Annotated in this window: 28 protein-coding genes; 3 read left to right on the top strand and 25 right to left on the bottom strand. The window is 47.6% G+C overall.

What is annotated here, in order from left to right:
- Nucleotides 1–79 precede the first annotated feature (79 nt).
- The 11 genes from HQ865_RS23870 to HQ865_RS23920 form a co-directional block, all read right to left on the bottom strand.
- Complete coding sequence (locus HQ865_RS23870; protein WP_173413881.1) at nucleotides 80–1,606, bottom strand: IS1182 family transposase; 1,527 nt, start codon at nucleotides 1,604–1,606, stop codon at nucleotides 80–82.
- Between the two features lie 88 nt (nucleotides 1,607–1,694).
- Nucleotides 1,695–3,308: a M28 family peptidase gene (locus HQ865_RS23875; RefSeq protein WP_173417317.1), complete on the bottom strand. Its 1,614-nt coding sequence runs from the start codon at nucleotides 3,306–3,308 to the stop codon at nucleotides 1,695–1,697.
- A gap of 245 nt (nucleotides 3,309–3,553) precedes the next feature.
- Nucleotides 3,554–3,988, bottom strand: coding sequence for a ribose 5-phosphate isomerase B (gene rpiB, locus HQ865_RS23880; RefSeq protein ID WP_173417908.1), 435 nt, complete (start codon nucleotides 3,986–3,988; stop codon nucleotides 3,554–3,556).
- Nucleotides 3,989–4,317: 329 nt separating this feature from the next.
- Nucleotides 4,318–4,650: an MGMT family protein gene (locus tag HQ865_RS23885; RefSeq protein WP_173417318.1), complete on the bottom strand. Its 333-nt coding sequence runs from the start codon at nucleotides 4,648–4,650 to the stop codon at nucleotides 4,318–4,320.
- Between the two features lie 2 nt (nucleotides 4,651–4,652).
- Nucleotides 4,653–5,303 (bottom strand): tRNA (guanosine(46)-N7)-methyltransferase TrmB, encoded by a 651-nt coding sequence (gene trmB, locus HQ865_RS23890; RefSeq protein ID WP_173417319.1) that lies wholly within the window; start codon nucleotides 5,301–5,303, stop codon nucleotides 4,653–4,655.
- Between the two features lie 338 nt (nucleotides 5,304–5,641).
- Nucleotides 5,642–6,082 (bottom strand): hypothetical protein, encoded by a 441-nt coding sequence (locus tag HQ865_RS23895; RefSeq protein WP_173417320.1) that lies wholly within the window; start codon nucleotides 6,080–6,082, stop codon nucleotides 5,642–5,644.
- Between the two features lie 8 nt (nucleotides 6,083–6,090).
- Nucleotides 6,091–6,429, bottom strand: coding sequence for a hypothetical protein (locus tag HQ865_RS23900; protein WP_173417321.1), 339 nt, complete (start codon nucleotides 6,427–6,429; stop codon nucleotides 6,091–6,093).
- Nucleotides 6,430–6,500: 71 nt separating this feature from the next.
- Nucleotides 6,501–6,767 carry a YtxH domain-containing protein gene (locus HQ865_RS23905; protein ID WP_173417322.1) on the bottom strand — a complete coding sequence of 89 codons (267 nt, stop codon included), beginning with the start codon at nucleotides 6,765–6,767 and terminating at the stop codon, nucleotides 6,501–6,503.
- A gap of 136 nt (nucleotides 6,768–6,903) precedes the next feature.
- Nucleotides 6,904–7,947, bottom strand: coding sequence for an AI-2E family transporter (locus tag HQ865_RS23910; protein ID WP_173417323.1), 1,044 nt, complete (start codon nucleotides 7,945–7,947; stop codon nucleotides 6,904–6,906).
- Nucleotides 7,948–8,193: 246 nt separating this feature from the next.
- Nucleotides 8,194–8,403 (bottom strand): histidine kinase, encoded by a 210-nt coding sequence (locus HQ865_RS23915; protein WP_173417324.1) that lies wholly within the window; start codon nucleotides 8,401–8,403, stop codon nucleotides 8,194–8,196.
- Nucleotides 8,404–8,407: 4 nt separating this feature from the next.
- Nucleotides 8,408–9,844, bottom strand: coding sequence for a sigma-54-dependent transcriptional regulator (locus tag HQ865_RS23920; RefSeq protein WP_173417325.1), 1,437 nt, complete (start codon nucleotides 9,842–9,844; stop codon nucleotides 8,408–8,410).
- Nucleotides 9,845–9,995: 151 nt separating this feature from the next.
- Here HQ865_RS23920 and HQ865_RS23925 point away from each other — a divergent pair, with 151 nt between their 5' ends.
- Entirely contained in the window at nucleotides 9,996–10,763 is a 768-nt protein-coding gene (locus HQ865_RS23925) for a helix-turn-helix domain-containing protein (protein ID WP_173417326.1), read from the top strand.
- Between the two features lie 70 nt (nucleotides 10,764–10,833).
- Entirely contained in the window at nucleotides 10,834–11,244 is a 411-nt protein-coding gene (locus HQ865_RS23930) for a DUF1398 domain-containing protein (protein ID WP_173417327.1), read from the top strand.
- A gap of 167 nt (nucleotides 11,245–11,411) precedes the next feature.
- Here the strand turns inward: HQ865_RS23930 and HQ865_RS23935 are convergent, their stop codons facing one another.
- The 8 genes from HQ865_RS23935 to HQ865_RS23970 all read right to left on the bottom strand — a co-directional run bounded on the left by HQ865_RS23935 (nucleotide 11,412) and on the right by HQ865_RS23970 (nucleotide 18,875).
- The gene (locus HQ865_RS23935; RefSeq protein ID WP_173413881.1) at nucleotides 11,412–12,938 is read right to left on the bottom strand and encodes an IS1182 family transposase; all 1,527 of its coding nucleotides are present in this window, start codon (nucleotides 12,936–12,938) and stop codon (nucleotides 11,412–11,414) included.
- A 90-nt stretch (nucleotides 12,939–13,028) separates the two neighbouring features.
- Nucleotides 13,029–13,898 carry a twin-arginine translocase subunit TatC gene (gene tatC, locus HQ865_RS23940; protein ID WP_173417328.1) on the bottom strand — a complete coding sequence of 290 codons (870 nt, stop codon included), beginning with the start codon at nucleotides 13,896–13,898 and terminating at the stop codon, nucleotides 13,029–13,031.
- A 45-nt stretch (nucleotides 13,899–13,943) separates the two neighbouring features.
- A complete protein-coding gene (gene accC / locus HQ865_RS23945) occupies nucleotides 13,944–15,284 on the bottom strand; it encodes an acetyl-CoA carboxylase biotin carboxylase subunit (protein ID WP_173417329.1) in 1,341 nt (446 codons plus the stop codon).
- A 103-nt stretch (nucleotides 15,285–15,387) separates the two neighbouring features.
- Entirely contained in the window at nucleotides 15,388–15,873 is a 486-nt protein-coding gene (accB, locus tag HQ865_RS23950) for an acetyl-CoA carboxylase biotin carboxyl carrier protein (RefSeq protein ID WP_173417330.1), read from the bottom strand.
- Nucleotides 15,874–16,183: 310 nt separating this feature from the next.
- A complete protein-coding gene (locus HQ865_RS23955; protein ID WP_173417331.1) occupies nucleotides 16,184–17,173 on the bottom strand; it encodes a beta-ketoacyl-ACP synthase III in 990 nt (329 codons plus the stop codon).
- Nucleotides 17,174–17,186: 13 nt separating this feature from the next.
- Nucleotides 17,187–18,125 carry a phosphate acyltransferase PlsX gene (gene plsX, locus HQ865_RS23960; protein WP_173417332.1) on the bottom strand — a complete coding sequence of 313 codons (939 nt, stop codon included), beginning with the start codon at nucleotides 18,123–18,125 and terminating at the stop codon, nucleotides 17,187–17,189.
- Between the two features lie 16 nt (nucleotides 18,126–18,141).
- A complete protein-coding gene (rpmF, locus tag HQ865_RS23965; RefSeq protein ID WP_173417333.1) occupies nucleotides 18,142–18,333 on the bottom strand; it encodes a 50S ribosomal protein L32 in 192 nt (63 codons plus the stop codon).
- 17 nt (nucleotides 18,334–18,350) lie between these two features.
- Nucleotides 18,351–18,875, bottom strand: a complete 525-nt coding sequence (locus tag HQ865_RS23970; protein WP_173417334.1) for a YceD family protein — start codon at nucleotides 18,873–18,875, stop codon at nucleotides 18,351–18,353.
- Between the two features lie 302 nt (nucleotides 18,876–19,177).
- Here HQ865_RS23970 and HQ865_RS23975 point away from each other — a divergent pair, with 302 nt between their 5' ends.
- Nucleotides 19,178–19,945, top strand: a complete 768-nt coding sequence (locus tag HQ865_RS23975) for an SMI1/KNR4 family protein (RefSeq protein WP_173417335.1) — start codon at nucleotides 19,178–19,180, stop codon at nucleotides 19,943–19,945.
- 95 nt (nucleotides 19,946–20,040) lie between these two features.
- On the opposite strand, the gene ruvC is transcribed toward HQ865_RS23975, so the two are convergent.
- The 6 genes from ruvC to HQ865_RS24005 all read right to left on the bottom strand — a co-directional run bounded on the left by ruvC (nucleotide 20,041) and on the right by HQ865_RS24005 (nucleotide 24,849).
- Complete coding sequence (gene ruvC / locus HQ865_RS23980) at nucleotides 20,041–20,631, bottom strand: crossover junction endodeoxyribonuclease RuvC (RefSeq protein ID WP_173417909.1); 591 nt, start codon at nucleotides 20,629–20,631, stop codon at nucleotides 20,041–20,043.
- A 63-nt stretch (nucleotides 20,632–20,694) separates the two neighbouring features.
- On the bottom strand, nucleotides 20,695–21,357 hold the full coding sequence (locus HQ865_RS23985) for a hypothetical protein (RefSeq protein ID WP_173417336.1): 663 nt from the start codon (nucleotides 21,355–21,357) through the stop codon (nucleotides 20,695–20,697).
- Nucleotides 21,358–21,365: 8 nt separating this feature from the next.
- The gene (locus HQ865_RS23990) at nucleotides 21,366–21,800 is read right to left on the bottom strand and encodes a hypothetical protein (protein WP_173417337.1); all 435 of its coding nucleotides are present in this window, start codon (nucleotides 21,798–21,800) and stop codon (nucleotides 21,366–21,368) included.
- 122 nt (nucleotides 21,801–21,922) lie between these two features.
- A complete protein-coding gene (locus tag HQ865_RS23995) occupies nucleotides 21,923–23,248 on the bottom strand; it encodes an amidohydrolase (protein ID WP_173417338.1) in 1,326 nt (441 codons plus the stop codon).
- A 65-nt stretch (nucleotides 23,249–23,313) separates the two neighbouring features.
- Nucleotides 23,314–24,309: a phosphotransferase enzyme family protein gene (locus HQ865_RS24000; protein ID WP_173417339.1), complete on the bottom strand. Its 996-nt coding sequence runs from the start codon at nucleotides 24,307–24,309 to the stop codon at nucleotides 23,314–23,316.
- A gap of 258 nt (nucleotides 24,310–24,567) precedes the next feature.
- Nucleotides 24,568–24,849 (bottom strand): hypothetical protein, encoded by a 282-nt coding sequence (locus tag HQ865_RS24005; protein ID WP_173417340.1) that lies wholly within the window; start codon nucleotides 24,847–24,849, stop codon nucleotides 24,568–24,570.
- Nucleotides 24,850–24,987: the final 138 nt, after the last annotated feature.

Consider the following 24,987-nt stretch of genomic DNA (forward strand, 5'->3'; position numbering starts at 1 on the left):
GAAAGCGGGACTGTATCAGCCTGCTTTCGATTTTTTTGAGTTGGTTCAGGTGTTTTTATCGGATAAAAAGCCTTTTTTATCAGGCTTTCCACTTTCTGAGGTTATGTGCGATGGATAATAACCCTATTTCGACCTCGGTTTTGGACATTCCCTTCAGCAGGAATCGCCTGAAGCCGTGATTATGCTTCAGGTTGGCGAACACCGGTTCGACATCTGCGGGCCGTCGCTTTCGGTATTTGATGCCCTGTTCGGTATTCAATCTTTCTTTCGCTATCTGCTTGTGTATTCTAAGGCTGTGGTTGATCTCCACCACGCGGTTACCGGCTGCTTGGTGACAAACGCCCCGCATGGGGCAGTTTTCACAATTCTGCGCCTGATAGCGGCTGATCAGTTGCACATAGCCGGATGTGGAGACCCGCTGCCCGGTGCCGATATGCTGCATGTGTTGTCCCATCGGACATACCAGGTAATCTTCCTGTTCATTATAGTGCAAACTGTCATTACCGAATGCTTTGATGCCTTTATTTTGTTCCTGGTCGAACGTGTTGTATTTGATATAAGCTTCAATGCCTTTTTGCTGTAATACGCCATAGTTCTCGTCCGAACCGTAGCCCGCATCGGCCACTACCGCTTTTGGAAGTGCATGATATAAAGTTTCGTATTGTTCGATGTGTGATGGAAGGGTCTGGTAATCGGTTGTGGTTTGGTGCAGGCTATAGTTCAAGATGAACTGCTCCTGGGTGGAGATCTGCAGATTGTATCCGGGTTTAAGCTGCCCGTTCAGCATAGGGTCTTCTTTCATCCGCATGAAGGTGGCACCCGGGTCGGTCTTCGAAAAGCTGTTGCGACCGCCTAACAGCTTTTCCTGCTCGTCATACCGGGCCAGGTTCTCCGGCCAGTGCTTTTTGGCATAGTTCAGCTTCTGCCTTACTTTCTTATCGACATCTTCCTTATCGTCCAGGGCGGCGTTGATCTTTGAGATCGTTTCTTTTACTTTTTCCGGGTTGATCTCGCTGTATTCCAGCGGTGCGGTGTCTTTAAGTTCTTCGGCAGCGATGGTTTGCGCATAACTCCACAGTTCATCCAATTGGGCTTTCATCTTCTCCTTGCTGTTCTTAATGCTTTTGCCCCATACAAAAGTGTACTTGTTCGCTACCGATTCGATCTTGGTACCATCGGTAAAAACAGCTTCTTTCAGCGAGACGATACCTTCCTGCTGTAATAACAATACGATCTGTGAGAAGATCTCCTTTAAAACACCCGACAGCTTCTCGCTCCGGAAACGGTTGATGGTATTGTGATCAGGCTTTTTCATGCCTAAAAGCCACATGAAATGTACATTCTGCGCGGCCTGGTCTTCCAACTTCCGTGAAGAATACGTGTTGGTCAGATAACCGTAGATCAGCAGCTTGAGCATCAGCCGCGGATGAAAGCTGGATGCCCCGCCGCCTTTATACTTGCGGTTAATCGGTTTAACATCTACCTGATCGACCACCTTCGATACAATACGTACCGGATGACCCTGCGGTACCAGTTCCTCCAGTTTATACGGTAAAAAGGTTAACTGGTCAGGATCATATTCCTTAAAGACTACTTTTCCTCCCATGCCTTTAAGTTACTGAAAATTACGCTCAAAAACAAAGAGGCTGCCTCGCTTTTGAGACAGCCTCTTTTCTATATCAATAAAAACCTGATTAGTTTTTAGGTGCATCCTTGGCGTCAACAACCGGGCGCGCATCGCGGTTAGCTAACTCCCAACCCATAAAATAGGCGTGCTGCGCGCGTTTAGCTAACAGCGGGAAGTTGATCTTGCTTACCTCGTCGCCCGCGCCATGGTAATCGGCGTGGGTACCGTTAAACCAGAATACAATTGGTACGCCGTGTTTAGCGAAGTTGTAGTGATCTGAACGGTAGTAGAAACGGTTCTTGTCGTTCAGGTCGTCATAACGGTAATCCAGTTTCAGGTGGGTATACAGGTTATTGGCATCCTCGGTAATTTGGTGCAGGGTGCTGCTCAGCATGGCCGAACCGATAGGGAACACATAATTAGCCGAATCGGGGTTGCCTTTGTAGTCATCGCCAATACGACCGATCATATCGATGTTCAAATCGGTAATGGTGTTAGCTAACGGGAATACCGGGTGCTCGGTGTAGTACTCAGAACCTAACAGGCCTTTTTCTTCGCCTACGTTACCCAGGAACAGGATGGTACGGCGTGGACCATGGCCATCTTTTTGGGCCTGGGCAAAAGCACGGGCAATGGTAAGGATACCGGTAGTACCGGAACCGTCGTCGTCGGCACCGTTGTTTACTTTATCCTTTGCATCTGGCGCAAGGTTTAAGCCGATGTGATCATAGTGGGCCGAGAATACCAAAACTTCATCTTTTAATTTTGGATCGTTACCCGGGATCATCGCAACAATATCAGCCGACATTACATCTTTTGTTTCGGTACCGAACGAGGTATTAACACTGGCTTTAACCGTTTGCGATTGCGGAGCGCCGCCATCAATAGCGGTTTTTAAAGCGGCATAAGTTTTACCGGTTGCCTTCAACAGTTGGTCGGCAACATCGGTAGTGATGTTAATGGTTACCACACCGCCCATAGCGTTACCGCCACGGCCGCCACCGGCTGGCGCTGCTGCGCCAGGTTCCCGTTTAAGGGCAACGCCCGGGTGCTGAAAAGCAAAGCGCGGAGCCATCTGGGCCACAGTTGGGCTGGCAGACAGGATCAGCGATGGGCCTTTTTCCATAATGGCACGCATGCGTGGGTTCATCATCCCACCACGGCGACCGCCTGCGCCACCAGCCGGAGGCGTTGCAGGGGCTGCACCCGGAGGGTTTTCGTTCATTACTAACACTACTTTACCTTTAAGGTCGGCAGTTAATTCGGCATCGGTACCGTAACCTACGTAAACAATATCGTCGGCCTTAACGGTAGTGGTAGGGGCACCACCGGTAGCGTAAAAATCTTTACCCATAGTTAATGCCTTACCGTTAACGGTGAAGTTGCTTACTTTAAAGCTGGTTTGGGTTAAAGGCACATCTAAAAAGTACGAACCCTTGTTGGCAGGCAATAAGCCTAATTTTTTGTACTCGCCGGCTATGTATTTAGCGGCTTTTTCGGCACCAGGCTGGCCTGTTTCGCGGCCTTCCATGTCGTCGGCGGCAATAACGCTCAGTTGTTGCTTGGCAAATTCAGCGGTGATCAGTTTCGAATACTTTATCGCATTCTGATCGGGTTTTTGCTGGGCGCAGGCTGTGGCGGCAATGGCCATAGCTGCAACCCATGTTGCGGTTTTTTTCATGTTTGTTTGATCAGTTTAGCCCGTTTGGGCAGCAGGGCTGCTTTGCGGAAGTTTATGTTTGTTCTTTGTTTTTAGTTTCTATTTTAAGCTCCGTAGACTCACCCCGACTACGCTACGCTGGTCGACCCTCTCTTCGCCTTCGGCGTAAAGAGGGCAGAAGCAATATTTAATAGCCCCTTCCCCTCTTTCCGCGTAGCGGAGAGAGGGTGCCCAAGCGAAGCAATGGGCGGGTGAGTCTCAACTTCTCAGCAACTCATCTTACCCACCCGGGTAGCATGCCTGCCACCTTCAAAATCGGTAGACAGAAAAGTATCCACAATTTTTTTAGCCTCATCAAGCGATATAAACCTGGCCGGGATGCAAACCACATTGGCATTATTATGCTGACGGGCCAATGCGGCCAGTTCCGTATTCCAGCAGATGGCGGCACGGATGCCCTGGTGCTTGTTAGCTGTAATGGCCACACCGTTGGCGCTGCCGCAAACCAGTATACCAAAGTCGGCCTTGCCGCTTTCTACTGCCGAGGCTACCGGGTGGGCAAAATCGGGATAATCAACCGAATCTGTTGAATAGGTGCCGAAATCGGCGATCTCGTTTGCCTGTACACTGCCTGCCAATACTTGTTTATATTCAAAGCCGGCGTGGTCGGCGCCGATAGCTATCTTTAAGCCAGTTTTCATCATCTCAAATGTATTCAAATTTGTGAGGGACTAAAGTAACTATTTTGTTGCCAATTGGAAGAAGATGTCGTGCCCAGCATGACGGAAGTATTTACCCCGACTACGCTACGCGGGTCGGCCCTCCCTTCGCTGCGCGGAGCAGCCGGTAGGAGCAATGCCGGATAACTTTATCCCTCTTTGCGCGCAGCGCAGAGAGGGTGGTCGGGCGAAGCAACGACCGGGTGAGTCTTAACCTTGGTTAGTTTGCATGCGTTATGCTATTTTACAGGGCATCAGCTTTCAAAGCTCTGCATGACGGATTGGAGATCGAAGGGAAGGATGTGTAATAATTACAGCGCCAGCTCGATATTAGGGTCCCAGTAAAGGTTCTTGAAATTCACTACCTGGTCGTTTTCCACCAATACGCCCTCTTCGGCCAGTAGTTGCTGCATGGTATCGCCGCCGAAATGGAATTTACCGGTAAGCAGGCCCTGGCGGTTTACCACGCGGTGGGCAGGTACCTGTGGCGATACTTTACCGGCGTCGTTCATAGCGTAACCCACCATGCGCGATGAGCCTTTGGCACCCAGATAATTGGCAATGGCACCATACGATGTTACCCTGCCTTTTGGTATTAAACGCACCACCTGGTAAACCTGGTCGAAGAAGTCGGCACGCTCCATATTTATTCGAATGAGAATTTAAGGTAATTAATATTTTTATTATCCTTCAGGTATTTCTTTTCGTAGTAAGTTTTTATCGATAGCACCTCATCGGCATGGGGCGATTGGTACAGGTTTTCGGTGCGGGTATGCAGCTTAAGGCCTAGTTCGGCTATCTTATCGGCAGTGTAGGCGTGCAGGCCATCGTTATCTGTTTTAAGGTGAACAATGCCACCGGGTTTTAGCAGCGGATGGTACATTACCAAAAAGCGTGATGAGGTGAGGCGCTTCTTCTCGCGGCTCAGTTGCGGCTGCGGATCAGGGAAGGTGATCCAGATCTCGTCTATCTCGCCCGGGCCAAAATAATCCAGCAGGTTCTCTATCTGTATACGCAAAAAGCCAACGTTGTGGATATTATCCTCAAGCGCGGTTTTGGCGCCGCGCCAGATGCGGTTGCCCTTGTAATCGATACCGATAAAGTTTTTTTCGGGAAACAGGCGGGCCAGGTTAACGGTGTATTCGCCCTTGCCGCAGGCCAGTTCAAGCACTACGGGGTTGTCATTAGCAAAAAAGCCGTTGGCCCAGTTCCCCTGGAAAGGTTTCCCGGCATCCATTTGTACCACATTTTTAAAGGTGCTTACCTCGGCAAATCGTCTTAATTTGTCTTTTCCCACGTGCAGTGTATTTAACTGCAAAGGTAAAGTTTATGTTAACACGGTGGTAATGCTGGGTGTTGATTTTTGTTTGGGAGGGATAAAGGTAAATTTAACCACAAAGGGCACAAAGGTTTGCACAGAGGACACAGAGAGTGATGGTGGTATATTATAGTTATTTTATGGCGTTGCCTGCGGCCGGGCTTTCCGCTCATACTGCACAGGCCTTAGCCACGGGCGGGTATCCGCTTCAATCCCTAACGCGGGAGATTGTCTGAACCTTGATCTATCTGATTTAACAGATAACAGGATCTTTAAAATCGTGGAGATCCTGAAAATCTGTTTAATCCCGGTTCAGACTACTCCGCCGGCACCCCAAACCCCTTCAAATTCTCAGGATTGGCCTTTGGCTTATCCTTTTTACCAAATTTGCTGAACAAGCTTTTGGCTTTGTCCCACACACTCATTACCGAATCTTCGCTGATGAAGTGCGATGCTTTTTGCGAGGCAAGGCCCACCAATGTTTTCACTAAAAAGTTGGAGTTGCGGAAGATGGTTTTGTTTAACGCCACCGGCAATAATACGCGCGATAACAGCCCTACAAAATCCTGGCCTAATACGCCGCTGCTTTTAAGCCCCTCGGTAGCTGCCGATTTGGGGAACAGCGACATAAAGGTGGCGAATATATTGGCCGGACCGGTAAAACGCAGACCAATAGCGGTGCGCTGCTCCTGCTCTACACCTTTTAAACGGGCTATTTCGCTGTGCAGGTCATCAATATTTCTTATCCTCAGGTCCATAGCGGCGTTTATTTAAAAAGTTTTCTGATCAGGGCATTAACAATAGGTTTCTCCAGGCTTTTGCGGAACACCATCACAAAAATAATGACGACGATATACAGGAAGGCTACGCAGCCAAAGCCCTGCCACGATGAGTGCAGCACGCTTGAAAGGAAAAGCGCCAGGGTAATGCTGGCAAACAACACCGTCATAGATAAACCAAGGATGATAAATACATCGGTAACCATCCCGGCAAAAATAGAGGTGCCACGCTCGATGGCCCGCAGGCGCGCCAGCTTGATATAGGTTTCCAGGTATTCGCGTACCTGGTCAATTATCGGCTCGTCTTTAGGGTCTTTGTCTTCCATGCAGATGTGTTTGTAGATATTATTTAACCTGTCCCGGCAATTAGCCGGGACAGATCAGCGTATTTTTATATTCAGGCGTGTTCCAGGTCGTCCTGGTATTCTTCTTCGGCGCCTTTTACCTTGTTTTTAATGCTGTCGACGATCTTGTCTTTAAAGCCAACCAGGTTGTCAATTTCGGCAGCAGCCGTTTCTTTGATCGAGTCGCCCAGGTTTTTTAACGATTCGCTCAGCTTGTCGCGGGTCTCGGTACCTTTATCCGGCGCGAATAATATGCCTAACGCTGCCCCTGCTGCCAAACCGGCCAGCAATGCAACAACTACCTTTGTGTTATCATTCATAGTATTATAATTTTTAAGTTGAACAATTGTTTTTAATTGGGTTTAATTTTTATCAAATATGGCATTTTGCCTGTTTTGTTAACGTTAAGCCTACCGTCAAAGTATGGTCAATTTATAAATTGGTGTGATATTTTAGTTAAATATCAGGGCCTGTTTTTATCCGTTCCAGCCTGTCGGCCGCCATGCGGTTGGTTTCGTAGATCTCTACCAGCAGCAGAAAGTACGATAATAGTACCGGGCCAAAAACCAGCCCCAATATACCAAAAAGCGGGATACCGATGAATACCCCAATGATAGAAATTATAGGATGCGTGTTGGCTACCCGCTTATTAATGATCATGCGCAGCACATTATCTACGTTACCGATAAATATCAGCCCGTAAACCAGCAGTAAAACCCCCTTTAGCGAATGCCCGTTTATCATCAGGATAATAGCCGCGGGGATGCACAGCGTAGGCGCGCCTACCACCGGTAAAAATGAGATAAAAGCGCCCACTACGCCCCAAAAAACCGGATCGGGGATACCGAACACCAGGAAGCCGTTGGCCAGCAGTACGCCCTGCACAATGGATATGATACCCTGGCCCAAAACGTTGGAATAGGTAGCATCGCGCAGGGCTACAGCAAACTTCATGGCATGCTGCTCGCGGAAAGGAGCGTAGCGTAGCAGCCCGGCCTCAAACTCGCGCATCTGCACAAACATAAAGTACAGCAAAAAGTACATTACCAGCAGCGTGATCAATATACTCACCGCGCTGCTTAATATCGATGGGAACAGATCGGTAGCCAGCGAACCGACTCTTAGCATAATGCTGTCGGCCAGATGCGGCTGCTTAAAGTTCGATCCGGCAAATTTATCCAGCTTACCCAGCCATTCCTCTATCGGGAAGGTATTGCGGTTGAGGGTAGAGATCTTATCGATCATCATAAAGCTGAGGGTAAGAAAAGGGATCACCACCAAAATGACCGATATTAATATGATGATAACCGCCACAAGCGATTTATTCCATTTCTTCCCCTCTACCAAATACAGGTAAAATGGCCTGAAGATGGTATACAGCACTATAGCGCCCAGTATAGAGCTAAACAGATCGCTAAGAGCGTAAAACAGCAAACACCCCAGCAAGATGATGGCGATCAGGGTAATGTTATTACGCTGTTTATAGTTAAAAATGGACATGAATGGGTTGAGTATAATTTTGTTTCTGACAGGTAAACAAAGAAGTGGTGAAAAAGTTGTAGGTTGGAAGTGGCGAAATTGCATTGACGCGATTACTCACCCCGACGACGCTTCGCTGGTCGGCCCTCTCTCCGCTGCGCTGAAAGAGGGCCGAAGTTGTAGTGAAGATTGCATGTCCCCTCTTTCCGCGCAGCGGAGAGAGGGTGGTCGAGCGAAGCAACGACCGGGTGAGTTATCGCTACCCCTTTACTTTACCTCATCCAAAAACTTATTGATATTCTTACAGCCATCGCTGATAGAATCCATGTAGTATTGCCAGTCCGGAGGTGGGTCGGTCAGTTCAAAACGGAGTTGCTCCAGGCACAGGATCATCCCCGAAAGCTGGTTGCGGATATCGTGCCGCAGTTGGTAAAGTACCTCGGCGTCAATGGTTTTCTTTTCTTCTCCCTCCATCACAAAATTACTTGCCCAAATTAATGGCCTTCATTTTATTGTATAATGTTTTGCGGTCTATCTGTAAAATCTCGGCGGCCTTGGTTTTATTAAAATTCACCTCGCGCAGTACTTTTAATATGGTATCGTATTCGGCTTCCAGCGCGGCGTTTTTCAGGTCGTGCTTTGGCTCTTTGGCAGTGGCAGGGGTTGGTTCGGCATGGCTTACCGGGGCCGGTTCGGCAGCAGCCGGCATCATATATTTGGTGTTGATGGATATTTCCAGCGGCAGGGCTTTCATCTGCACCTCGTCGCCCTCGGTTAATAAGGCTGCACGGCGTACCACGTTCTTTAACTCGCGGATATTGCCCGGCCAGCGGTAATTCATGAAACACTCTATCACATCAGGGGCAAAACTGCTTACGTTGCGGCCCAGTTCCTGGTTGGCCATCTTTAAAAAGTGGTCAGCCAGCAGCATAATATCGCTGCCACGTTCGCGCAGGGCAGGCATGTAGATACCAAACTCGTTAAAGCGGTGGAAAAGGTCTTCGCGGAAGCGGCCTTTTTGGATAGCGTCCTGCAGGTTTTCGTTAGTTGCCACTATAATGCGCACATCCAGGTCTATCTCTTTAGTGCTGCCAATGCGCTTTACCTTGCGCTCCTGCACGGTGCGCAGCAGGGCGGCCTGTATATCGTAAGACAGGTTTCCCACTTCATCTAAAAACAGCGTGCCGCCGTTGGCCATTTCAAAGTGGCCTATTTTGGTATATAACGCACCGGTGAACGAGCCTTTTTCGTGCCCGAAGAACTCACTTTGGGCCAGTTCCTTGGTCAGCGAGCCGCAATCCATAGCGATGAATGGCTGCGCGTGGCGCGGGCTGTTAAGGTGGATACTTTTCGCTACCGATTCCTTGCCTGTTCCGCTTTCGCCGATAATGATCACACTGTAATTGGTTGGCGCCACCAGTTCTATCTGGCGTAGTAGTTCTTTCGATGCCTTTGCGTTGCCCAGTACAAACTCCGACGATAGTACTTGTTTCTTATCGCTTTTGCTGGGTTTGGTAGTGGTGGCCGCGGCCACGGGTTCCTCTTCCAGCAGGGCGTGGCGGGTTTCGATAGCTTTGGTAATGGTATTTAATATCTCATCGGGGTACAGCGGCTTGGTGATATAATCATAAGCCCCCATCTTGATCAGTTCTACCGCCATCTTAATATCAGAATACCCGGTGATGATGATCACCCCTGTTTTAGGGTAGCTGGTTTTGATATTGATCAGCATCTGGCGGCCATCCGTATCCTCCAGCCTGAAATCGCAAAGCACCAGGTCGTACTCGGCGTTTTTCAGATGCTCCATGGCGTTGGCGCCGTTATTGGCGGTGGTAACGTCAAAATTGTTGCGCGTTAAAAATTTGGATAATAATAGCCCAACGTTAACTTCATCATCAACAATGAGTATTTTTTTCATATTATCGGGAATGTAGGTATATGTATCAACGGTCAAGGTAATACAAATTTGGGAAATAATTTTATTCATTTCACACAAGAGCGAAAAATGTATCACCCTCGAGGCATTTTTTAACGCTATTTTTGCAGATATCCCTTTGCAACCGCTTTTAATGACGTTTATAAGCTATATCCCATGCCCTGCGCTGCAGCCATACGTTGCGTCCTTTGCTATTTCCGGGCAGGCGGACGGTGCGGTTTATAAGATATTGCCAGGCACCGGTTTGGTCATCGGGTTTCAGTACCGGGGCAGTTTGGCTTACCTGGAAGATGAAACAACGATACCTTTGGATACAGCGGGCATTACCGGATTGAACGATACTTACCGGGTGTTTAAAAGTTCGGCCAATATTGGTTCGGTGCTGGTGTTTTTCAGGGATGGCGGGGCGGCGCCATTTTTTAAAGATCCCTTGCACGAATTGTTTAAAGAGAGTATTTCGCTCGATAATTTCATGCTCCGGTCGGAACTACTGATACTGGAAGAACGCCTTTGCACGGCCAGGACCGATGGCGATAAGATAAAAGTGGTTGAGCAATTCCTGCTGTCTAAAATGCGGCAGCTAAAGCCCGACACGCTGGTAGCCGCTGCCATCGGCCTCATTTGGCAAAGCAGGGGGAACATCCGCATGGCCTACCTGTCCGAACGGCTCCACATTAGCCAAAGCCCGTTTGAAAAACGCTTTAGAAAAGTGGTTGGCGCATCGCCTAAAAAATTCGCATCGATAGTGCGGCTTAAAACCCTGATCGCCGACGCGGGCAGCGACCTGTCGTATACCGAAATAAGTTATAGCGCTGGTTTTTACGATCAATCGCACTTTATCAAAGAGTTTAAAAGCTTTACAGGTGAAACACCTGAAGCGTTTTTCGGGAAAGAAAAATAAACGATTTTTTACAATGATGGACTGCGTCAATTGGGCAGTTTTGCTTCAACAAAAACAAGTAATAACAACCATGAAAACCAATAACGAAACCCCGTTTACCGTAGAACAAATTAAGGCCGCCCACAGCAAAGTGAAAAGCGGCGCCGATTTCCCGGCTTATATACAGGAGCTAATAAAGCTGGGCGTTACCGGGTACCAGACTTTTGTAACCGATAGCCATACCCTTTATAAAGGTGCAAACGGCTATGAAACCGCGTCCGCTGCCCGGTACGAGCCGTTGATCATAGCCGATGCAAGCAATAAATCGGTATTTGTTGATCAACTGAAAAACCATCAGCGGGGCGGATCAGATTATTACACTTTTTGCCGACAATGCGCTGAAGCAGGGATTGAAAAGTGGGTAGTAGATATGGCCGCCATGACCTGCGTGTACTACGATAAGGCCGGGAATGAAATATTGAGCGAAGCGATCCCACAATAATTGGGCGTGTAAAAACAACAACGAGGCCGTCTCATAAGTCAATTATGAGGCGGTTTTTTCGTTGATGCCGATTTAGATGAGTTATTAGGAAAGCGGGACTGTATCAGCCTGCTTTCGATTTTTTTGAGTTGGTTCAGGTGTTTTTATCGGATAAAAAGCCTTTTTTATCAGGCTTTCCACTTTCTGAGGTTATGTGCGATGGATAATAACCCTATTTCGACCTCGGTTTTGGACATTCCCTTCAGCAGGAATCGCCTGAAGCCGTGATTATGCTTCAGGTTGGCGAACACCGGTTCGACATCTGCGGGCCGTCGCTTTCGGTATTTGATGCCCTGTTCGGTATTCAATCTTTCTTTCGCTATCTGCTTGTGTATTCTAAGGCTGTGGTTGATCTCCACCACGCGGTTACCGGCTGCTTGGTGACAAACGCCCCGCATGGGGCAGTTTTCACAATTCTGCGCCTGATAGCGGCTGATCAGTTGCACATAGCCGGATGTGGAGACCCGCTGCCCGGTGCCGATATGCTGCATGTGTTGTCCCATCGGACATACCAGGTAATCTTCCTGTTCATTATAGTGCAAACTGTCATTACCGAATGCTTTGATGCCTTTATTTTGTTCCTGGTCGAACGTGTTGTATTTGATATAAGCTTCAATGCCTTTTTGCTGTAATACGCCATAGTTCTCGTCCGAACCGTAGCCCGCATCGGCCACTACCGCTTTTGGAAGTGCATGATATAAAGTTTCGTATTGTTCGATGTGTGATGGAAGGGTCTGGTAATCGGTTGTGGTTTGGTGCAGGCTATAGTTCAAGATGAACTGCTCCTGGGTGGAGATCTGCAGATTGTATCCGGGTTTAAGCTGCCCGTTCAGCATAGGGTCTTCTTTCATCCGCATGAAGGTGGCACCCGGGTCGGTCTTCGAAAAGCTGTTGCGACCGCCTAACAGCTTTTCCTGCTCGTCATACCGGGCCAGGTTCTCCGGCCAGTGCTTTTTGGCATAGTTCAGCTTCTGCCTTACTTTCTTATCGACATCTTCCTTATCGTCCAGGGCGGCGTTGATCTTTGAGATCGTTTCTTTTACTTTTTCCGGGTTGATCTCGCTGTATTCCAGCGGTGCGGTGTCTTTAAGTTCTTCGGCAGCGATGGTTTGCGCATAACTCCACAGTTCATCCAATTGGGCTTTCATCTTCTCCTTGCTGTTCTTAATGCTTTTGCCCCATACAAAAGTGTACTTGTTCGCTACCGATTCGATCTTGGTACCATCGGTAAAAACAGCTTCTTTCAGCGAGACGATACCTTCCTGCTGTAATAACAATACGATCTGTGAGAAGATCTCCTTTAAAACACCCGACAGCTTCTCGCTCCGGAAACGGTTGATGGTATTGTGATCAGGCTTTTTCATGCCTAAAAGCCACATGAAATGTACATTCTGCGCGGCCTGGTCTTCCAACTTCCGTGAAGAATACGTGTTGGTCAGATAACCGTAGATCAGCAGCTTGAGCATCAGCCGCGGATGAAAGCTGGATGCCCCGCCGCCTTTATACTTGCGGTTAATCGGTTTAACATCTACCTGATCGACCACCTTCGATACAATACGTACCGGATGACCCTGCGGTACCAGTTCCTCCAGTTTATACGGTAAAAAGGTTAACTGGTCAGGATCATATTCCTTAAAGACTACTTTTCCTCCCATGCCTTTAAGTTACTGAAAATTACGCTCAAAAACAAAGAGGCTGCCTCGCTTTTGAGACAGCCTCTTTGTTAAATATGATGTAAGCTGAGATTAGCTTCTCATCAGCTCTTCACTCTTTTTGATCTTACGTTTCTCCACAGCTACCGCTACAAAAATACTTACTTCGTAAAGGATAAACAGTGGGATACTTACCACTGTCATGGTCAGCATATCGGGCGTTGGGGTAACTACCGCGGCTATGATCAGGATAACCACAATGGCATAGCGCCGGCTGGCCCGCATAAACTTAGGCGTCATGATGCCCAGGTTAGCTAAAATGTATATCAGGATAGGCAATTCAAAAACAAGGCCGGTGGCCAGTGTTAAGGTGGCAACCGATGACAGGTACGAATCGATATCGGGCAAATTAAGGATATCCGGACTAACTGTATAGCCCATTAAAAAGTGTACAGATATAGGTGTGATTACATAATACCCGAACATAACCCCCAAAAAGAACAGGAACGTGGCATAGAATACGAAACCGCTAGCAGCCTTACGCTCCTTCTCATGCAGTGCCGGCTTTACAAAGCGCCATATCTCCCACAACAGGTACGGGATACCCAAGGTGATACCTGCCAGCAACGAAGTATTGATCTGTAGGATGAACTGCCCGGCCATCTCGTTATTCATTAATTGTACCTTGATGGTGTTGAAACACATATCGCGGTGCAGCCAATGGCCCAGTTCGCACATTTTACGGGCCGTCCAAAAATCGTTTTTGCTGGGGGCCATTATAATACCCTGCCATAGCGTATCAAAATAACTGAACGCCAGGATGGTGAATACCAATATAGCTACAGAAGCACGGATCAAATGCCACCTTAAAGCCTCCAAATGGTCGAAGAACGACATTTCGGCTTCCAGGTTTTTTCCTTTATCCTTTATGGCATTTACAAGTTTATTTCCGGTATCGCTCATGTTAAACCTTTGTTTAGGGGTATTTTTAAATTATTAAAGGCTTAATTAGTCGGCGTACTCAAAAGTCTCCATAAACTTGGTGGTAAAGTTACCAGCACGGAAATTAGGATCCTGCAACAGCTTCAGGTGGAACGGAATGGTGGTTTTTACACCCTCGATCACAAATTCGCTCAGCGCGCGCGACATGGTGCTCAACGCTTCTTCGCGGGTTTGCGCTACGCAGATCACCTTGGCTATCATCGAATCGTAATTTGGCGGGATCACATAACCGCTGTACACATGCGTATCCACACGCACACCATGGCCACCCGGCGAGTGGAAATTGGTAATTTTACCTGGCGACGGACGGAAGTTGTTGAACGGATCCTCGGCATTGATACGGCATTCGATGGCGTGCATTTGTGGCTCGTAGTTTTTGCCCGAGATAGGGATACCGGCAGCAACCTTTATTTGTTCCTTAATTAAGTCAAAATTGATTACCTCTTCGGTTACGGGATGCTCTACCTGTATGCGGGTATTCATCTCCATAAAGTAGAAATTACGGTCTTTATCCACCAAAAACTCGATGGTACCGGCACCTTCGTATTTAACGGCTTTGGCGCCTTTAATAGCCGCCTCGCCCATTTTTTTACGCAGTTTTTCAGTCATGAAGGGGGATGGGGCCTCTTCCACCAGTTTCTGGTGACGGCGCTGGATAGAGCAGTCGCGCTCGCTTAGGTGGCAAACTTTGCCGTACTGGTCGCCCACTACCTGTATTTCAATATGGCGTGGGTCTACCACGTATTTTTCCAGGTACATGCCATCGTTAGCGAAGGCGGCGCCTGCTTCGGCACGGGCCGAATCCCAGGCGGGCTCAAACTCTTCATCCTTCCACACAATGCGCATACCGCGGCCACCACCACCGGCAGTAGCTTTAAGGATAACAGGGTAGCCGATCTTTTTAGAGATCTCTAAACCTTGCTTAACGCTCTCCAACAGACCTTCCGAACCCGGGATACAAGGTACACCGGCTTTTTTCATGGTTGCCTTAGCCGAAGCTTTGTCGCCCATGGCGTTGATCTGGTCGGCAGTGGCACCGATGAACTTGATATTGTATTCGGCGCAGATAGCCGAGAATTTGGCATTTTCAGATAAAAAGCCGTAGCCCGGGTGGATGGCGTCGGCATTGGTCAGCTCGGCGGCCGAGATGATGTTGGGGATATTCAGGTACGAATCGCGGCTGGCCGGCGGACCGATACATACGGCCTCATCGGCAAAACGCACGTGCAGGCTGTCGCGGTCGGCGGTTGAATATACAGCTACCGTTTTTATACCCATCTCCTTGCAGGTACGGATGATACGCAAGGCTATCTCACCACGATTAGCTATTAATATTTTTTTAAACATTTTTTTTAGTTGATTGGGTTGATTAAGTTGACTATGTTGAATGGGTTAAAAAAATGCAGGTAGATAACTACTCACTTAATCAACCGCTCACTTAATCAACTGACTAAACAGGTTCTACTAAAAACAAAGGCTGGTCGTATTCAACCGGCGAAGCGTTATCTACCAGCACTTTAACAATACGGCCCGATACTTCGGCTTCAATTTCGTTAAACAGCTTCATCGCCTCGATAATGCACAGTACGCTGCCAGTGCCTATCTCGTCGCCCACATTCACAAAGAATGGTTTCTCCGGGCTGGCCGAACGGTAGAAGGTACCGATCATTGGCGATTTGATAGTGATATATTTTGAGGTATCAGCCGCCGCTGGCGCTGTTGCCGGAGCCGCTGCTGCCGGTGCTTCCTCTGTTGCAGGGGCAGCTGCCGGTAAGCCGGCTGCTACTGGTTGTGCTTGTGGCACAGTTGCCGTAACAAAGGTTGGCGCCTGGTTGGTTTTAATAGTGATCTTAAAATTCTCCTGCTCAATAGCAACTTCATTTACGCCCGATTTTGAAACAAAGCGTATAAGGTCCTGTATTTGCTTAATATCCATAGTTTGTAAGTAATGGTTTTAGGAATAACAGTTTTTAGGTTTATCAAAATATGCAAATGTGCGTATGTGCAAATATGCAGATGTTTCTTTTTTAATATGCAAATATGCGTATGTGCAAATATGCAAATGTTATTTTAATGTGCAGATATGCTATGCGCAAATATGCTTTGTCAATAGTTTTCTTCAATATGCAAATGTGCGTATGTGCAAATGAAGCTGGCTGTAGTATAACAACCTATGGTTAATTATGTTCGGGGAATGTGAAAGGCATCATATGCACATTTGCATATCCGCACATTTGCACATTAAATTAATACGCCCACTTAAGGTAGATAGAACCCCAGGTAAAGCCGCCGCCAAAGGCAGCCAGTATAATGTTGTCGCCTTTTTTAAACTTGTCTTCCCACTCCCACAGGCACAGCGGTATGGTGCCGTTGGTGGTATTGCCATAACGTTCGATGTTTACGATCACCTTGTCTGATGTTACACCGGTGCGGTTAGCGGTAGCATCGATAATGCGCTTGTTGGCCTGGTGGGGTATCAGCCAGGCAATATCATCGGCAGTAAGGTTGTTCTTTTCCATTACCTCGGCAGCTACATCGGCCATATTGGTAACGGCAAACTTAAACACCGCCTGGCCTTCCTGGTAAGCAAAGTGTTCTTTAGCGTCGACAGTTTCGTGCGATGCGGGTTTTAACGAACCGCCTGCCTTTTGGTGCAGGAACTGACGGCCTGAGCCGTCGCTGCGTAAAATCGAATCGACAATGCCTAAACCTTCGGTATTGGGCTCAAGCAGGGCAGCGCCGCAGCCATCACCAAAAATAATACAGGTAGCACGGTCTTCGTAATTGATGATCGACGACATTTTATCACCGCCAACAACCAATACTTTAGTATGCTTACCACTCTCTATAAACTGCGCGCCGGTAGCCAGGCCAAATATAAAGCCCGAGCAGGCCGCCTGCAGATCGTACCCCCAGGCATTCTTCGCGCCAATTTTATCGGCTAAAATGTTTGCGGTAGCCGGGAATGGCATATCGGGGGTGGTAGTGCAAAATATGATCAGGTCGATCTCTTCGGCGCTGATGCCGCGTTTTTTTAATAGACCTTCAACAGCCGGAACGGCCATATCTGAAGTAGCAAGGCCCTCGCCTTTTTGTATACGACGTTCTTTTATGCCGGTACGGCTGGTGATCCATTCATCGTTGGTATCGACCATGGTTTCCAGTTCCTGGTTGGTAAGCACATACTCAGGGGCGTAGCCGTGCACCGCGGTTATAGCGGCATGAATTTTACTCATTTATAAATCTGTTTTACTGAAAAGCTTGTTTTACTTTATCAACCAAACCTGTTTCGACCATGTTTTTTGATAGCAGCACCATGTTTTTGATAGCTTCCGGACTTGATATGCCGTGGCCTACCACAACAGGGGCGTTCACGCCCAAAATGGGGCTGCCGCCATACTGCTCGTAATTAAAGCGGTCGAAAAATTCGTCTTTAAGGCCCTTTTTAATAGTGATGACATAAAAAGATTCGGCCATTTTAAGGATCACGTTACCTGTAAAGCCATCGCAAACGTAAACGTCGGCACTGTCGTTAAACAGGTCGCGGCCTTCCACATTGCCAACAAAGTTAAACAAGGTGGTTTCTTTCATTAAAGGGTAGGTAGCCTGGCAAAGGAGATTGCCTTTTTCTTCTTCCTCGCCAATGTTCATTAGCGATACGCGGGGATTTTCGATACCATATACCGATTGGGCAAACAAGCTACCCAAAACGCCAAACTGCACCAGCACTTCGGGCTTGCAATCGGCATTGGCGCCTACATCCAACAAAATACCCAAACCGCCTTTCAGTTTGGGTACAATGGTTGTCATGGCGGGGCGTTGTACGCCCGGTATGGTTTTTACGCTGAACATGGAGCCCACCAGCATAGCGCCTGTGTTTCCGGCCGATGAGAACGCGTCGATCTTACCCTCCTTTAAAAGGTTAAAACCTACACTGATGCTCGAATCGGGCTTTTGAACAATGGCCTTGGTGGGATGCTCGCCCATGCCAATCACTTCGGTTGTGTTTACAAACTCGAAGTTATCGGCGCTAAAATTATTTTCCTGTAAAATTTCAAGGGCAACTGCCTGATCTCCAATCAGTACAAGCTTTTGCCCTTCAGCTAATGATTTACAAGCTGCTATCGCCCCTAAAACAGTTGCTTTGGGAGCGTAATCGCCGCCCATAATATCTAAGCCAATCTTCATTTACAGAAAATTAAACTTAGGCTACGGCTGCTTTCTCAATAAGTACTTTACCGTTGTAGTATACGTTACCATCAACAGTGTAAGCGCGGTGCGGTAAGTGGATCGCGCCTGTAGTTTGGCAAGTAGTTAAAGTAGGAGCCTCAGCTTTGTAGTGTGTACGGCGCTTCGCGGTTCTTGATTTGGAAAATTTCCGTTTTGGATGTGGCATAATTTCTTATTATTATGTTATTTAATGTTTTTGAGCGCATCCCATCTCGGGTCATTCAGCTGCTCTGTTTGTTCGTCACTTGCCGATAGTTCTGTTAACCTATTCAGCATATCCTTATCACAATATGGGGTTGCCCCCGGTTTGCCGCAGGTAGCTATAAAAGGCACCGCGACATTTATGTATTCGTACATCAGCCCGGCAACGTTGATCTCGTGATCGTTTTTACCAAGGGCAATTACTTCCTCATCTTCATCCACCGGCTCGTCGCTAAATTTAGCGATCTGCTGCTCGTGTATATCCACCTGCTGCGGATAACCGGCCAGGCATTTATCGCAGGTTAACTGAATATCTCCCTTAATGCTGAAGTTCAGGATCAGCATAGTTTCCTGCTTTTCCAGATCCACCTTGCATTGCAGGTTGGCCTTTTTTACCAGCGAGTATTCAAAATCGTCGAAGAACGCGTCGGTGATCACATAGTCAAACTCGTGCTTACCCAGTTTTAAACCGGTAAAGGGGATGGCGTATGTTCTCAGTGATTTCAATGAGCAATATTTAGCCCGCAAATGTAGGAAAAATAAATATATCTGGAAAGTGATTTTTAAATGAAAATGTTAATAAGGCTTTTGGGTGTGGAAAACGTGGGGCTGCAGGCGAGGATTGGTGGTGATTTAACCACAAAGGGCACAAAGGGAGGAACACAGAGAGCACAGAGGCTTTCAAACTCCCTCCCTGGGGAGGGGCGCGGTCGGATGTGTGATGGCAGGGGGGGGTATCACGATTTAAAATCTCCATGGTTTAGATGTTGAGATTAATATTATCTATTTTGCATCATCAACAAAAGAATATGATTAACATCGATGAGATCATCAACTATCTGAGAGAAAATCATACCGAAATAAGTATTGAGCTTAAACCCGGTGCCAGCGCTGAATTGATTATGCAAGTAGAAGAAATTTATAAGCTTAAACTTCCTGATGATGTACGCAAGTTTTATGAATTTACGAATGGCTTTGAATTACTTGATGACCACATTTTCAATATTATATCGCTTGAGGATATCATTGATAATAAAACACAGTATAATGACGCTTACATTAACATTGCTGAATATTTGATATACAGTGATGTTTGGTCTTTGATAATTGACCCCGCTGACCATAATAATTATCAGATTACTAATAGCGATCACACAAACAACAAAGAAATTACGCTTACCAAATCATTAGCAGACTTCCTGCATCATTTTATTATTGGCGGCCTGTTTGAAAAAGAAGGTTTGTACCATTGGTACAACGAATTGCTTGTAGAGAAACTGACCAGCTCACCCGGAAATTTAGCGGGCACTTTTTATTTTGAGGAGTTATTTCGGATTACAGGAAGAGGGCCAGTAATGAGCGGGCAGATTACATCAGGCAAATTATCGGCCAGCAATTTGTTTTGGTTTGAAAACGATGATTATAAAACGATAATTGATATTGAAAGTATTGAACTTGGCCGTAATGCTAAAGGCGGATTTGTGGGTTTAATGCTGAGCAAATATATCCACCATAGTACAGAAAAGAAGATCAAAAAATTAAGAGGCAGCACTATAAACATCTACAGGTTCAATTAAAGTCGCCTGTCATGCCGAACTTGTTTCGGGAACCCACACGCAAAGTCGACTTATATGATGAGATGCCGAAACAAGTTTGGCATGACGTTCTGGATTTACTTCTTCACCTTCAGCGGCGAAGCCACCCGCTGCGTATTCTCCTTCACAAATGATTCCCAGCCCGAGTAGCTGATCTTATTCCCCCTGCCGGTAGTAATGCGCTGAAAACTGTGGCAAACGGCTACGGCCAGTCCATCGGTAGCATCTAAAAACTCAGGGGTTTCTTTAAATTTTAGCAGGGTTTGCAGCATGGCGGCTACCTGCTCTTTAGTGGCATTACCGTTGCCGGTGATGGATTGTTTGATCTTGCGGGGGGCGTATTCGCATATGGGCAGGTTACGGGATAGCGCTGCCGCGATGGCAGTGCCCTGTGCCCGGCCAAGCTTTAGCATAACCTGTATGTTTTTCCCGTAGAACGGCGCTTCAATGGCCAGGCAATCGGGTTTGTAATTATCTATCAGGGCTACGGTTTTCTCGAAGATGCGCTGCAGCTTCAGCATATGGTCGTCAAGGCTGGCCATTTTTACTACGCCCAAACTAATCAATTCCAGCTTGTTGCCGCTCTCTTTCACCAGGCCATAACCCATTACGGCTGTACCGGGGTCTATCCCTAAAATTATCCGCTCTTTTTGTGGGGCCTGCTGCATGGTTACAAAGCTAAGGTTTTTAGCGGGCAAATGTTAACAGGCACGCGCAGGTACTGTGCTTTGTTAATAAGGTGGCGCCAGGATGTATAGTTTATAGGTGGCCGCTATCAGCCCCACCACCGAAAGATAAAATATCCACTTGCCGCTATTCCTGTCGCCGGGCGAGTAAACAAATACCTGCTCGCCGTTGGGGAGGGTCTTTTTGCTTTTCCACAAGTGCCAGCCTATAAAAAAGCCCAGCACGCCGCCAAACAAGGCAAAAAAGTAACCCACCATTACCCAAAAATGCTCCGAATGCTCGGGTTTCTTCAGTTCCTGCATGCGTTTTTCACCGATCTCTTTTTCGCGGGCAGCATCAATAACCACACCCCTTTCCTTTAGTATCTTTTTAGCCAGGGCATAGTCAAAGGCACTCCACTCATCGGGTTTATTGATGATCTCCATCAATTCATCGTCATCAAATCCAAATAAATAATGGTCCAGGTCCGCCTCGTCGGCATAGCGGCCTTCGTATGCTTCAATTACCTGGTTAGCCCGGTCAAAATCGTCGCTGCTTATTTTTACCCAATACTCGCGCGACATTTCGGTACGCGTTGCGAACGAAGGATTAAACAGGTCGGGGCTTTCTTCCAGCACATACTCGATATGGTGTGCTGCCAATATTTCGGCCAGGTTATTGGCCAAAGCCAGATCGTTAAATTTGCGGTAGGTGAGTAATTCGGGCATGATCTGGTTTAACTAAATGAAATATGTTTCATAAATAATAAGCGCCGGGTGCTTTTGTCAAAATACAGCATCCAAAAACTATAGTCAAGATCGGTTTTATCAGCTATTCCCCATAAGGTATAGCGGGTTTGTTCGTCTGCTGTTAACTCGCTATTCATCTCTGCAGGATGAAAAAATTTAAGCGAATCGATAGTGCTGGTACGGTTTAACCTGAATTTACCACAGGTAACAAAAATGCCTGGCAGGGTAGCCAGGTCTATCCTTTCCAGGTTGACAGAATCGCCATATTTAATAAAGCTGCTGTTTTTAAAATATACGCGCCAGGTGTTGTTTGTGCTATCGGTTTTATCAACGTTAATGCTGGTTATGCTATCGGGCCGGCCAAAACAGTTTAATACATGGCTGTAAGTGTCGGTATAAGTGATCAGGCCATTCAGTTTCATGTTCGAGATGAAAAAGCCACGTTTGTTCCCGGCAGGCTTTTGATCGCGATTGCAACAGGCAAGCAGCGTGGCGAAACAAATAAGCAGGTATTTAAACAGTCGCATAAATAGGTGTCCGCATATTATTTCCCCTTCGGCATATTCATATAATCTATTGCCAAATTGCACAAGGCTTTTACCCCCAGCGTAAACCCGCTTTCGTCAATAAAAAAGTCGGGCGTATGGTGGGCCGGGGCTTTGGTTGGATCGCTGCCTTTGGGCAGGCCGCCTAAGTGCAGGAAGATACCGGGCACCTTTTCCTCGTAAAAGCTAAAATCCTCGGCGCCGGTTTCGGCGTTGCGTAATAGTACATTGCTTTTTCCGGCAGTGGCTTCCAGCGTGGGCAGCATTTTGGCTACTAACTCAGGATTATTATAAGTTACCGGGTAATGGCTGCTGTACGGGATCTTTATCTCAACGGTAGCGCCGTTAGCTTCAGCGGTTTTGGTGGCGATGGTTTTTATGCGTTCGATGATCATCTTCTCATCGCCGGGACTAAAAGTGCGGATGGTGCCCAGCATGGTAACCGCTTCAGGGATAATATTGCTGCGGTTACCACCATTAATAGCACCAATGGTTACCACGGCCGGGTTATCTGTAATATGCAGGTTGCGGCTCACCACGGTTTGCAGGTTGTTTACGATCTGCGCGGCCGTCACCACCGGGTCCACGCTTGACCATGGGTAGGCCCCGTGCGCCGAACGGCCTTTAACGATGATCTGCATATCGTTCACCGCTGCCATATCGCCGCCGGGACGATAGGTGATGGTGCCCGCAGGCTGGTACGATTGGATAAGCAGGCCGAAAACAGCATCCACCTTCGGGTTTTCCAGTACACCCTCGGCCACCATTTGTTCGGCGCCCGATTTTTTACCGTCCTTCAGTTCAGCCGGTAAAACCCCTTCTTCCGATGGCTGGAAAATGAATTTAACAGTACCATGCAGGTCATTCTTCATCACGGCCAAAACTTCGGCGGCACCCATCAAAATCGCCATATGCGAATCGTGCCCGCAGGCATGCATTACCCCGGTCTCGGCACCGTTATACATCGTTTTTACCTTCGATGCGAATGGCAGTTTAACACGCTCGGTAACCGGCAGGGCATCCATATCGGCACGCAGGGCTACCACAGGGCCGGGTTTTCCACCTTTTAGTATACCTACCACGCCGGTTGTGGCCACACCGGTTTTTACCTCGATACCTAACGATTGCAAGTGTTTGGCAATAATTTCGGCGCTGCGCACTTCGTGGTTGCCCAGTTCGGGGTGTTCGTGGAAATCGCGGCGCCAGGCTATTACTTTGGCTTCAATGGCATCGGCCTTTTTAGCTACCAGCGTTTTTGATGCATCGGTTTGCGCTAAGGCCGATAGTGATATTAAGGAAAACGAAAGGAGGAAAAGCTTTTTCATGCCCGGGAATGATTTTTCACTAAGATAAACATCTGCCCGGCATATTAAAAACAGGGGCGGGATGTTTATGAAATATTCCAGGTTGTGGCCACAAAGCTGCGCAGGTAGTTAATAATTCCTTTTAGGTGCGAAGCTTGCGTAAAGGCAAAAAACTGATCGTGCGTGGTGTGGAAGCCCATATAAAACAACCAAAAGCCAAGGCCAAGGTAGGGCACCGCCGCCTTTTCCTGTTCGCTTAAAGGGCGCACCTGCTGATAGCCCTCTAAAAATATATCATAAGCTTCACTGGCTGCTTCCTGCGTTGCACGGCCGGTGTATATATCCAGGCACAGGTGCTGATGAAAGGTAGCGATATCGTTAACCAGCCAACCATAACCCATAAAATCAAAATCGAAAAAGGTAATGGCATCGCTATCAAAATGGAAATTCTTCGGCAGGAAATCGAAATGGCAATATCCGCTGGTAAACCCACCGGCCGATAAGTTTGTTAAAACATTAACAGCCCTGCCGGCAGTTTCCTGCAGCCATTGATAGTCTTCGGCAAGATCGGCAAAGTTGGGTTTCACCATTTCCAGCGGCTGGTAAAGGGTTGTGTCAAAATCAAAACCACAGCGCGTGCCAGCGGGGTTTACGCCTGCTGAAACCTGGTGCATACGGGCCATTTCACGGCCTAAAACCTGTAGCTGGGTCGTACTCATTTGGCGCACAACCGTACCATGCGCGTAAGTGAACAGTACCGCGTGGCGTATACCCTCAATAGCTTCGACAGCCTGTATCGCATCACCCGATTTATCGGTAAGCGGATGGGAAACCGGCACGCCGGCTTTGTTTAAGGTTAACAACAGATCGACCTCGGCTTGTATTTGAGGCAGATTACGGTGCGATGAACGGTATACCCTTAAAATGTATTTATCGCTAAGCGTGTTTACTAAATAAGTATCGCCAACGCCGCGCACCAGCAGGCGGCAATCCGTGTTAGCAAAGCCGTATTTATCTGTAATGTATTTAGCTAATGCTACGGGGCATAAAGTGGAATACGTTGCAGGGAAAATAGTGGACATGGCGACGAAGAATAAGGCGGTGAATATAGGGAATATGGGCGATTTTGAATGGATTTGTGCTTCTTATATCTGTTATGACCCCGCGCCCATTTGACTCACCCGGTCATTGCTTCGCTCGACCACCCTCTCTTCGCCTGCGGCGAAAAGAGGGATGAACTGGTAGCGATGGGTTTGACACCCATCGCCAAGTTAACCACCACAACTCCTGCCCTCTTTTCGCGCAGCGAAGAGAGGGCCGTCGGGGTGAGTCTACAGGTATTATTTAGCTACATTTAAATAAAACGTTTGCCGGATACCCTTAAACACAAAGGGCACTTCGGGCATCAGGTTTTGGCAATCGCCGCTGATATCGATGGTAAATGGTCCGCTGGTAAATGCCGAAACGGAGATATAATAATCGCCGGGGATAACGGCCAGCGGCAGGTTAAAATCGCTGTAAAAGGTATAGGTCATGGCGTGGTGGTCCGGGCCGGATACGGTAATGATGACGGCGCTCCCTTGCTGGTTTTGCAGGGTACCGGTAATGTTAACGGTTTTCATAGATGGGCGTAAATGATAACGGTATGATAATAACAAAGTTACCGGGCGCGGCTTGCCGCAAACGGGTGTTTTTACGGTATTTAGACAGGGGAATATGCGGATAAAAAAAGAGCCGGATAATTATCCGGCTCTGCAAAA

The sequence above is a fragment of the Mucilaginibacter mali genome (genome assembly GCF_013283875.1).
GTDB classification, from domain to species: Bacteria; Bacteroidota; Bacteroidia; order Sphingobacteriales; family Sphingobacteriaceae; genus Mucilaginibacter; species Mucilaginibacter mali.

Excerpts from the sequence above, each read along its gene's own strand:
- HQ865_RS23985 (WP_173417336.1), bottom strand. The coding sequence starts at position 21,357 with ATGCCCGAATTACTCACCTACCGCAAATTTAACGATCTGGCTTTGGCC.
- HQ865_RS23870 (WP_173413881.1), bottom strand. The coding sequence starts at position 1,606 with ATGGGAGGAAAAGTAGTCTTTAAGGAATATGATCCTGACCAGTTAACC.
- plsX (WP_173417332.1), bottom strand. The coding sequence starts at position 18,125 with ATGAAGATTGGCTTAGATATTATGGGCGGCGATTACGCTCCCAAAGCA.
- rpiB (WP_173417908.1), bottom strand. The coding sequence starts at position 3,988 with ATGAAAACTGGCTTAAAGATAGCTATCGGCGCCGACCACGCCGGCTTT.
- HQ865_RS23910 (WP_173417323.1), bottom strand. The coding sequence starts at position 7,947 with ATGTCCATTTTTAACTATAAACAGCGTAATAACATTACCCTGATCGCC.
- HQ865_RS23995 (WP_173417338.1), bottom strand. The coding sequence starts at position 23,248 with ATGAAAAAGCTTTTCCTCCTTTCGTTTTCCTTAATATCACTATCGGCC.
- HQ865_RS23935 (WP_173413881.1), bottom strand. The coding sequence starts at position 12,938 with ATGGGAGGAAAAGTAGTCTTTAAGGAATATGATCCTGACCAGTTAACC.
- rpmF (WP_173417333.1), bottom strand. The coding sequence starts at position 18,333 with ATGCCACATCCAAAACGGAAATTTTCCAAATCAAGAACCGCGAAGCGC.
- accB (WP_173417330.1), bottom strand. The coding sequence starts at position 15,873 with ATGGATATTAAGCAAATACAGGACCTTATACGCTTTGTTTCAAAATCG.
- HQ865_RS23900 (WP_173417321.1), bottom strand. The coding sequence starts at position 6,429 with ATGGAAGACAAAGACCCTAAAGACGAGCCGATAATTGACCAGGTACGC.
- HQ865_RS23990 (WP_173417337.1), bottom strand. The coding sequence starts at position 21,800 with ATGAAACTGAATGGCCTGATCACTTATACCGACACTTACAGCCATGTA.
- tatC (WP_173417328.1), bottom strand. The coding sequence starts at position 13,898 with ATGAGCGATACCGGAAATAAACTTGTAAATGCCATAAAGGATAAAGGA.
- HQ865_RS24005 (WP_173417340.1), bottom strand. The coding sequence starts at position 24,849 with ATGAAAACCGTTAACATTACCGGTACCCTGCAAAACCAGCAAGGGAGC.
- HQ865_RS23875 (WP_173417317.1), bottom strand. The coding sequence starts at position 3,308 with ATGAAAAAAACCGCAACATGGGTTGCAGCTATGGCCATTGCCGCCACA.
- HQ865_RS23885 (WP_173417318.1), bottom strand. The coding sequence starts at position 4,650 with ATGGAGCGTGCCGACTTCTTCGACCAGGTTTACCAGGTGGTGCGTTTA.
- HQ865_RS23905 (WP_173417322.1), bottom strand. The coding sequence starts at position 6,767 with ATGAATGATAACACAAAGGTAGTTGTTGCATTGCTGGCCGGTTTGGCA.
- accC (WP_173417329.1), bottom strand. The coding sequence starts at position 15,284 with ATGTTTAAAAAAATATTAATAGCTAATCGTGGTGAGATAGCCTTGCGT.
- HQ865_RS23920 (WP_173417325.1), bottom strand. The coding sequence starts at position 9,844 with ATGAAAAAAATACTCATTGTTGATGATGAAGTTAACGTTGGGCTATTA.
- HQ865_RS23975 (WP_173417335.1), top strand. The coding sequence starts at position 19,178 with ATGATTAACATCGATGAGATCATCAACTATCTGAGAGAAAATCATACC.
- HQ865_RS23930 (WP_173417327.1), top strand. The coding sequence starts at position 10,834 with ATGAAAACCAATAACGAAACCCCGTTTACCGTAGAACAAATTAAGGCC.
- HQ865_RS23895 (WP_173417320.1), bottom strand. The coding sequence starts at position 6,082 with ATGGACCTGAGGATAAGAAATATTGATGACCTGCACAGCGAAATAGCC.
- HQ865_RS23955 (WP_173417331.1), bottom strand. The coding sequence starts at position 17,173 with ATGAGTAAAATTCATGCCGCTATAACCGCGGTGCACGGCTACGCCCCT.
- HQ865_RS23925 (WP_173417326.1), top strand. The coding sequence starts at position 9,996 with ATGACGTTTATAAGCTATATCCCATGCCCTGCGCTGCAGCCATACGTT.
- ruvC (WP_173417909.1), bottom strand. The coding sequence starts at position 20,631 with ATGCAGCAGGCCCCACAAAAAGAGCGGATAATTTTAGGGATAGACCCC.
- HQ865_RS24000 (WP_173417339.1), bottom strand. The coding sequence starts at position 24,309 with ATGTCCACTATTTTCCCTGCAACGTATTCCACTTTATGCCCCGTAGCA.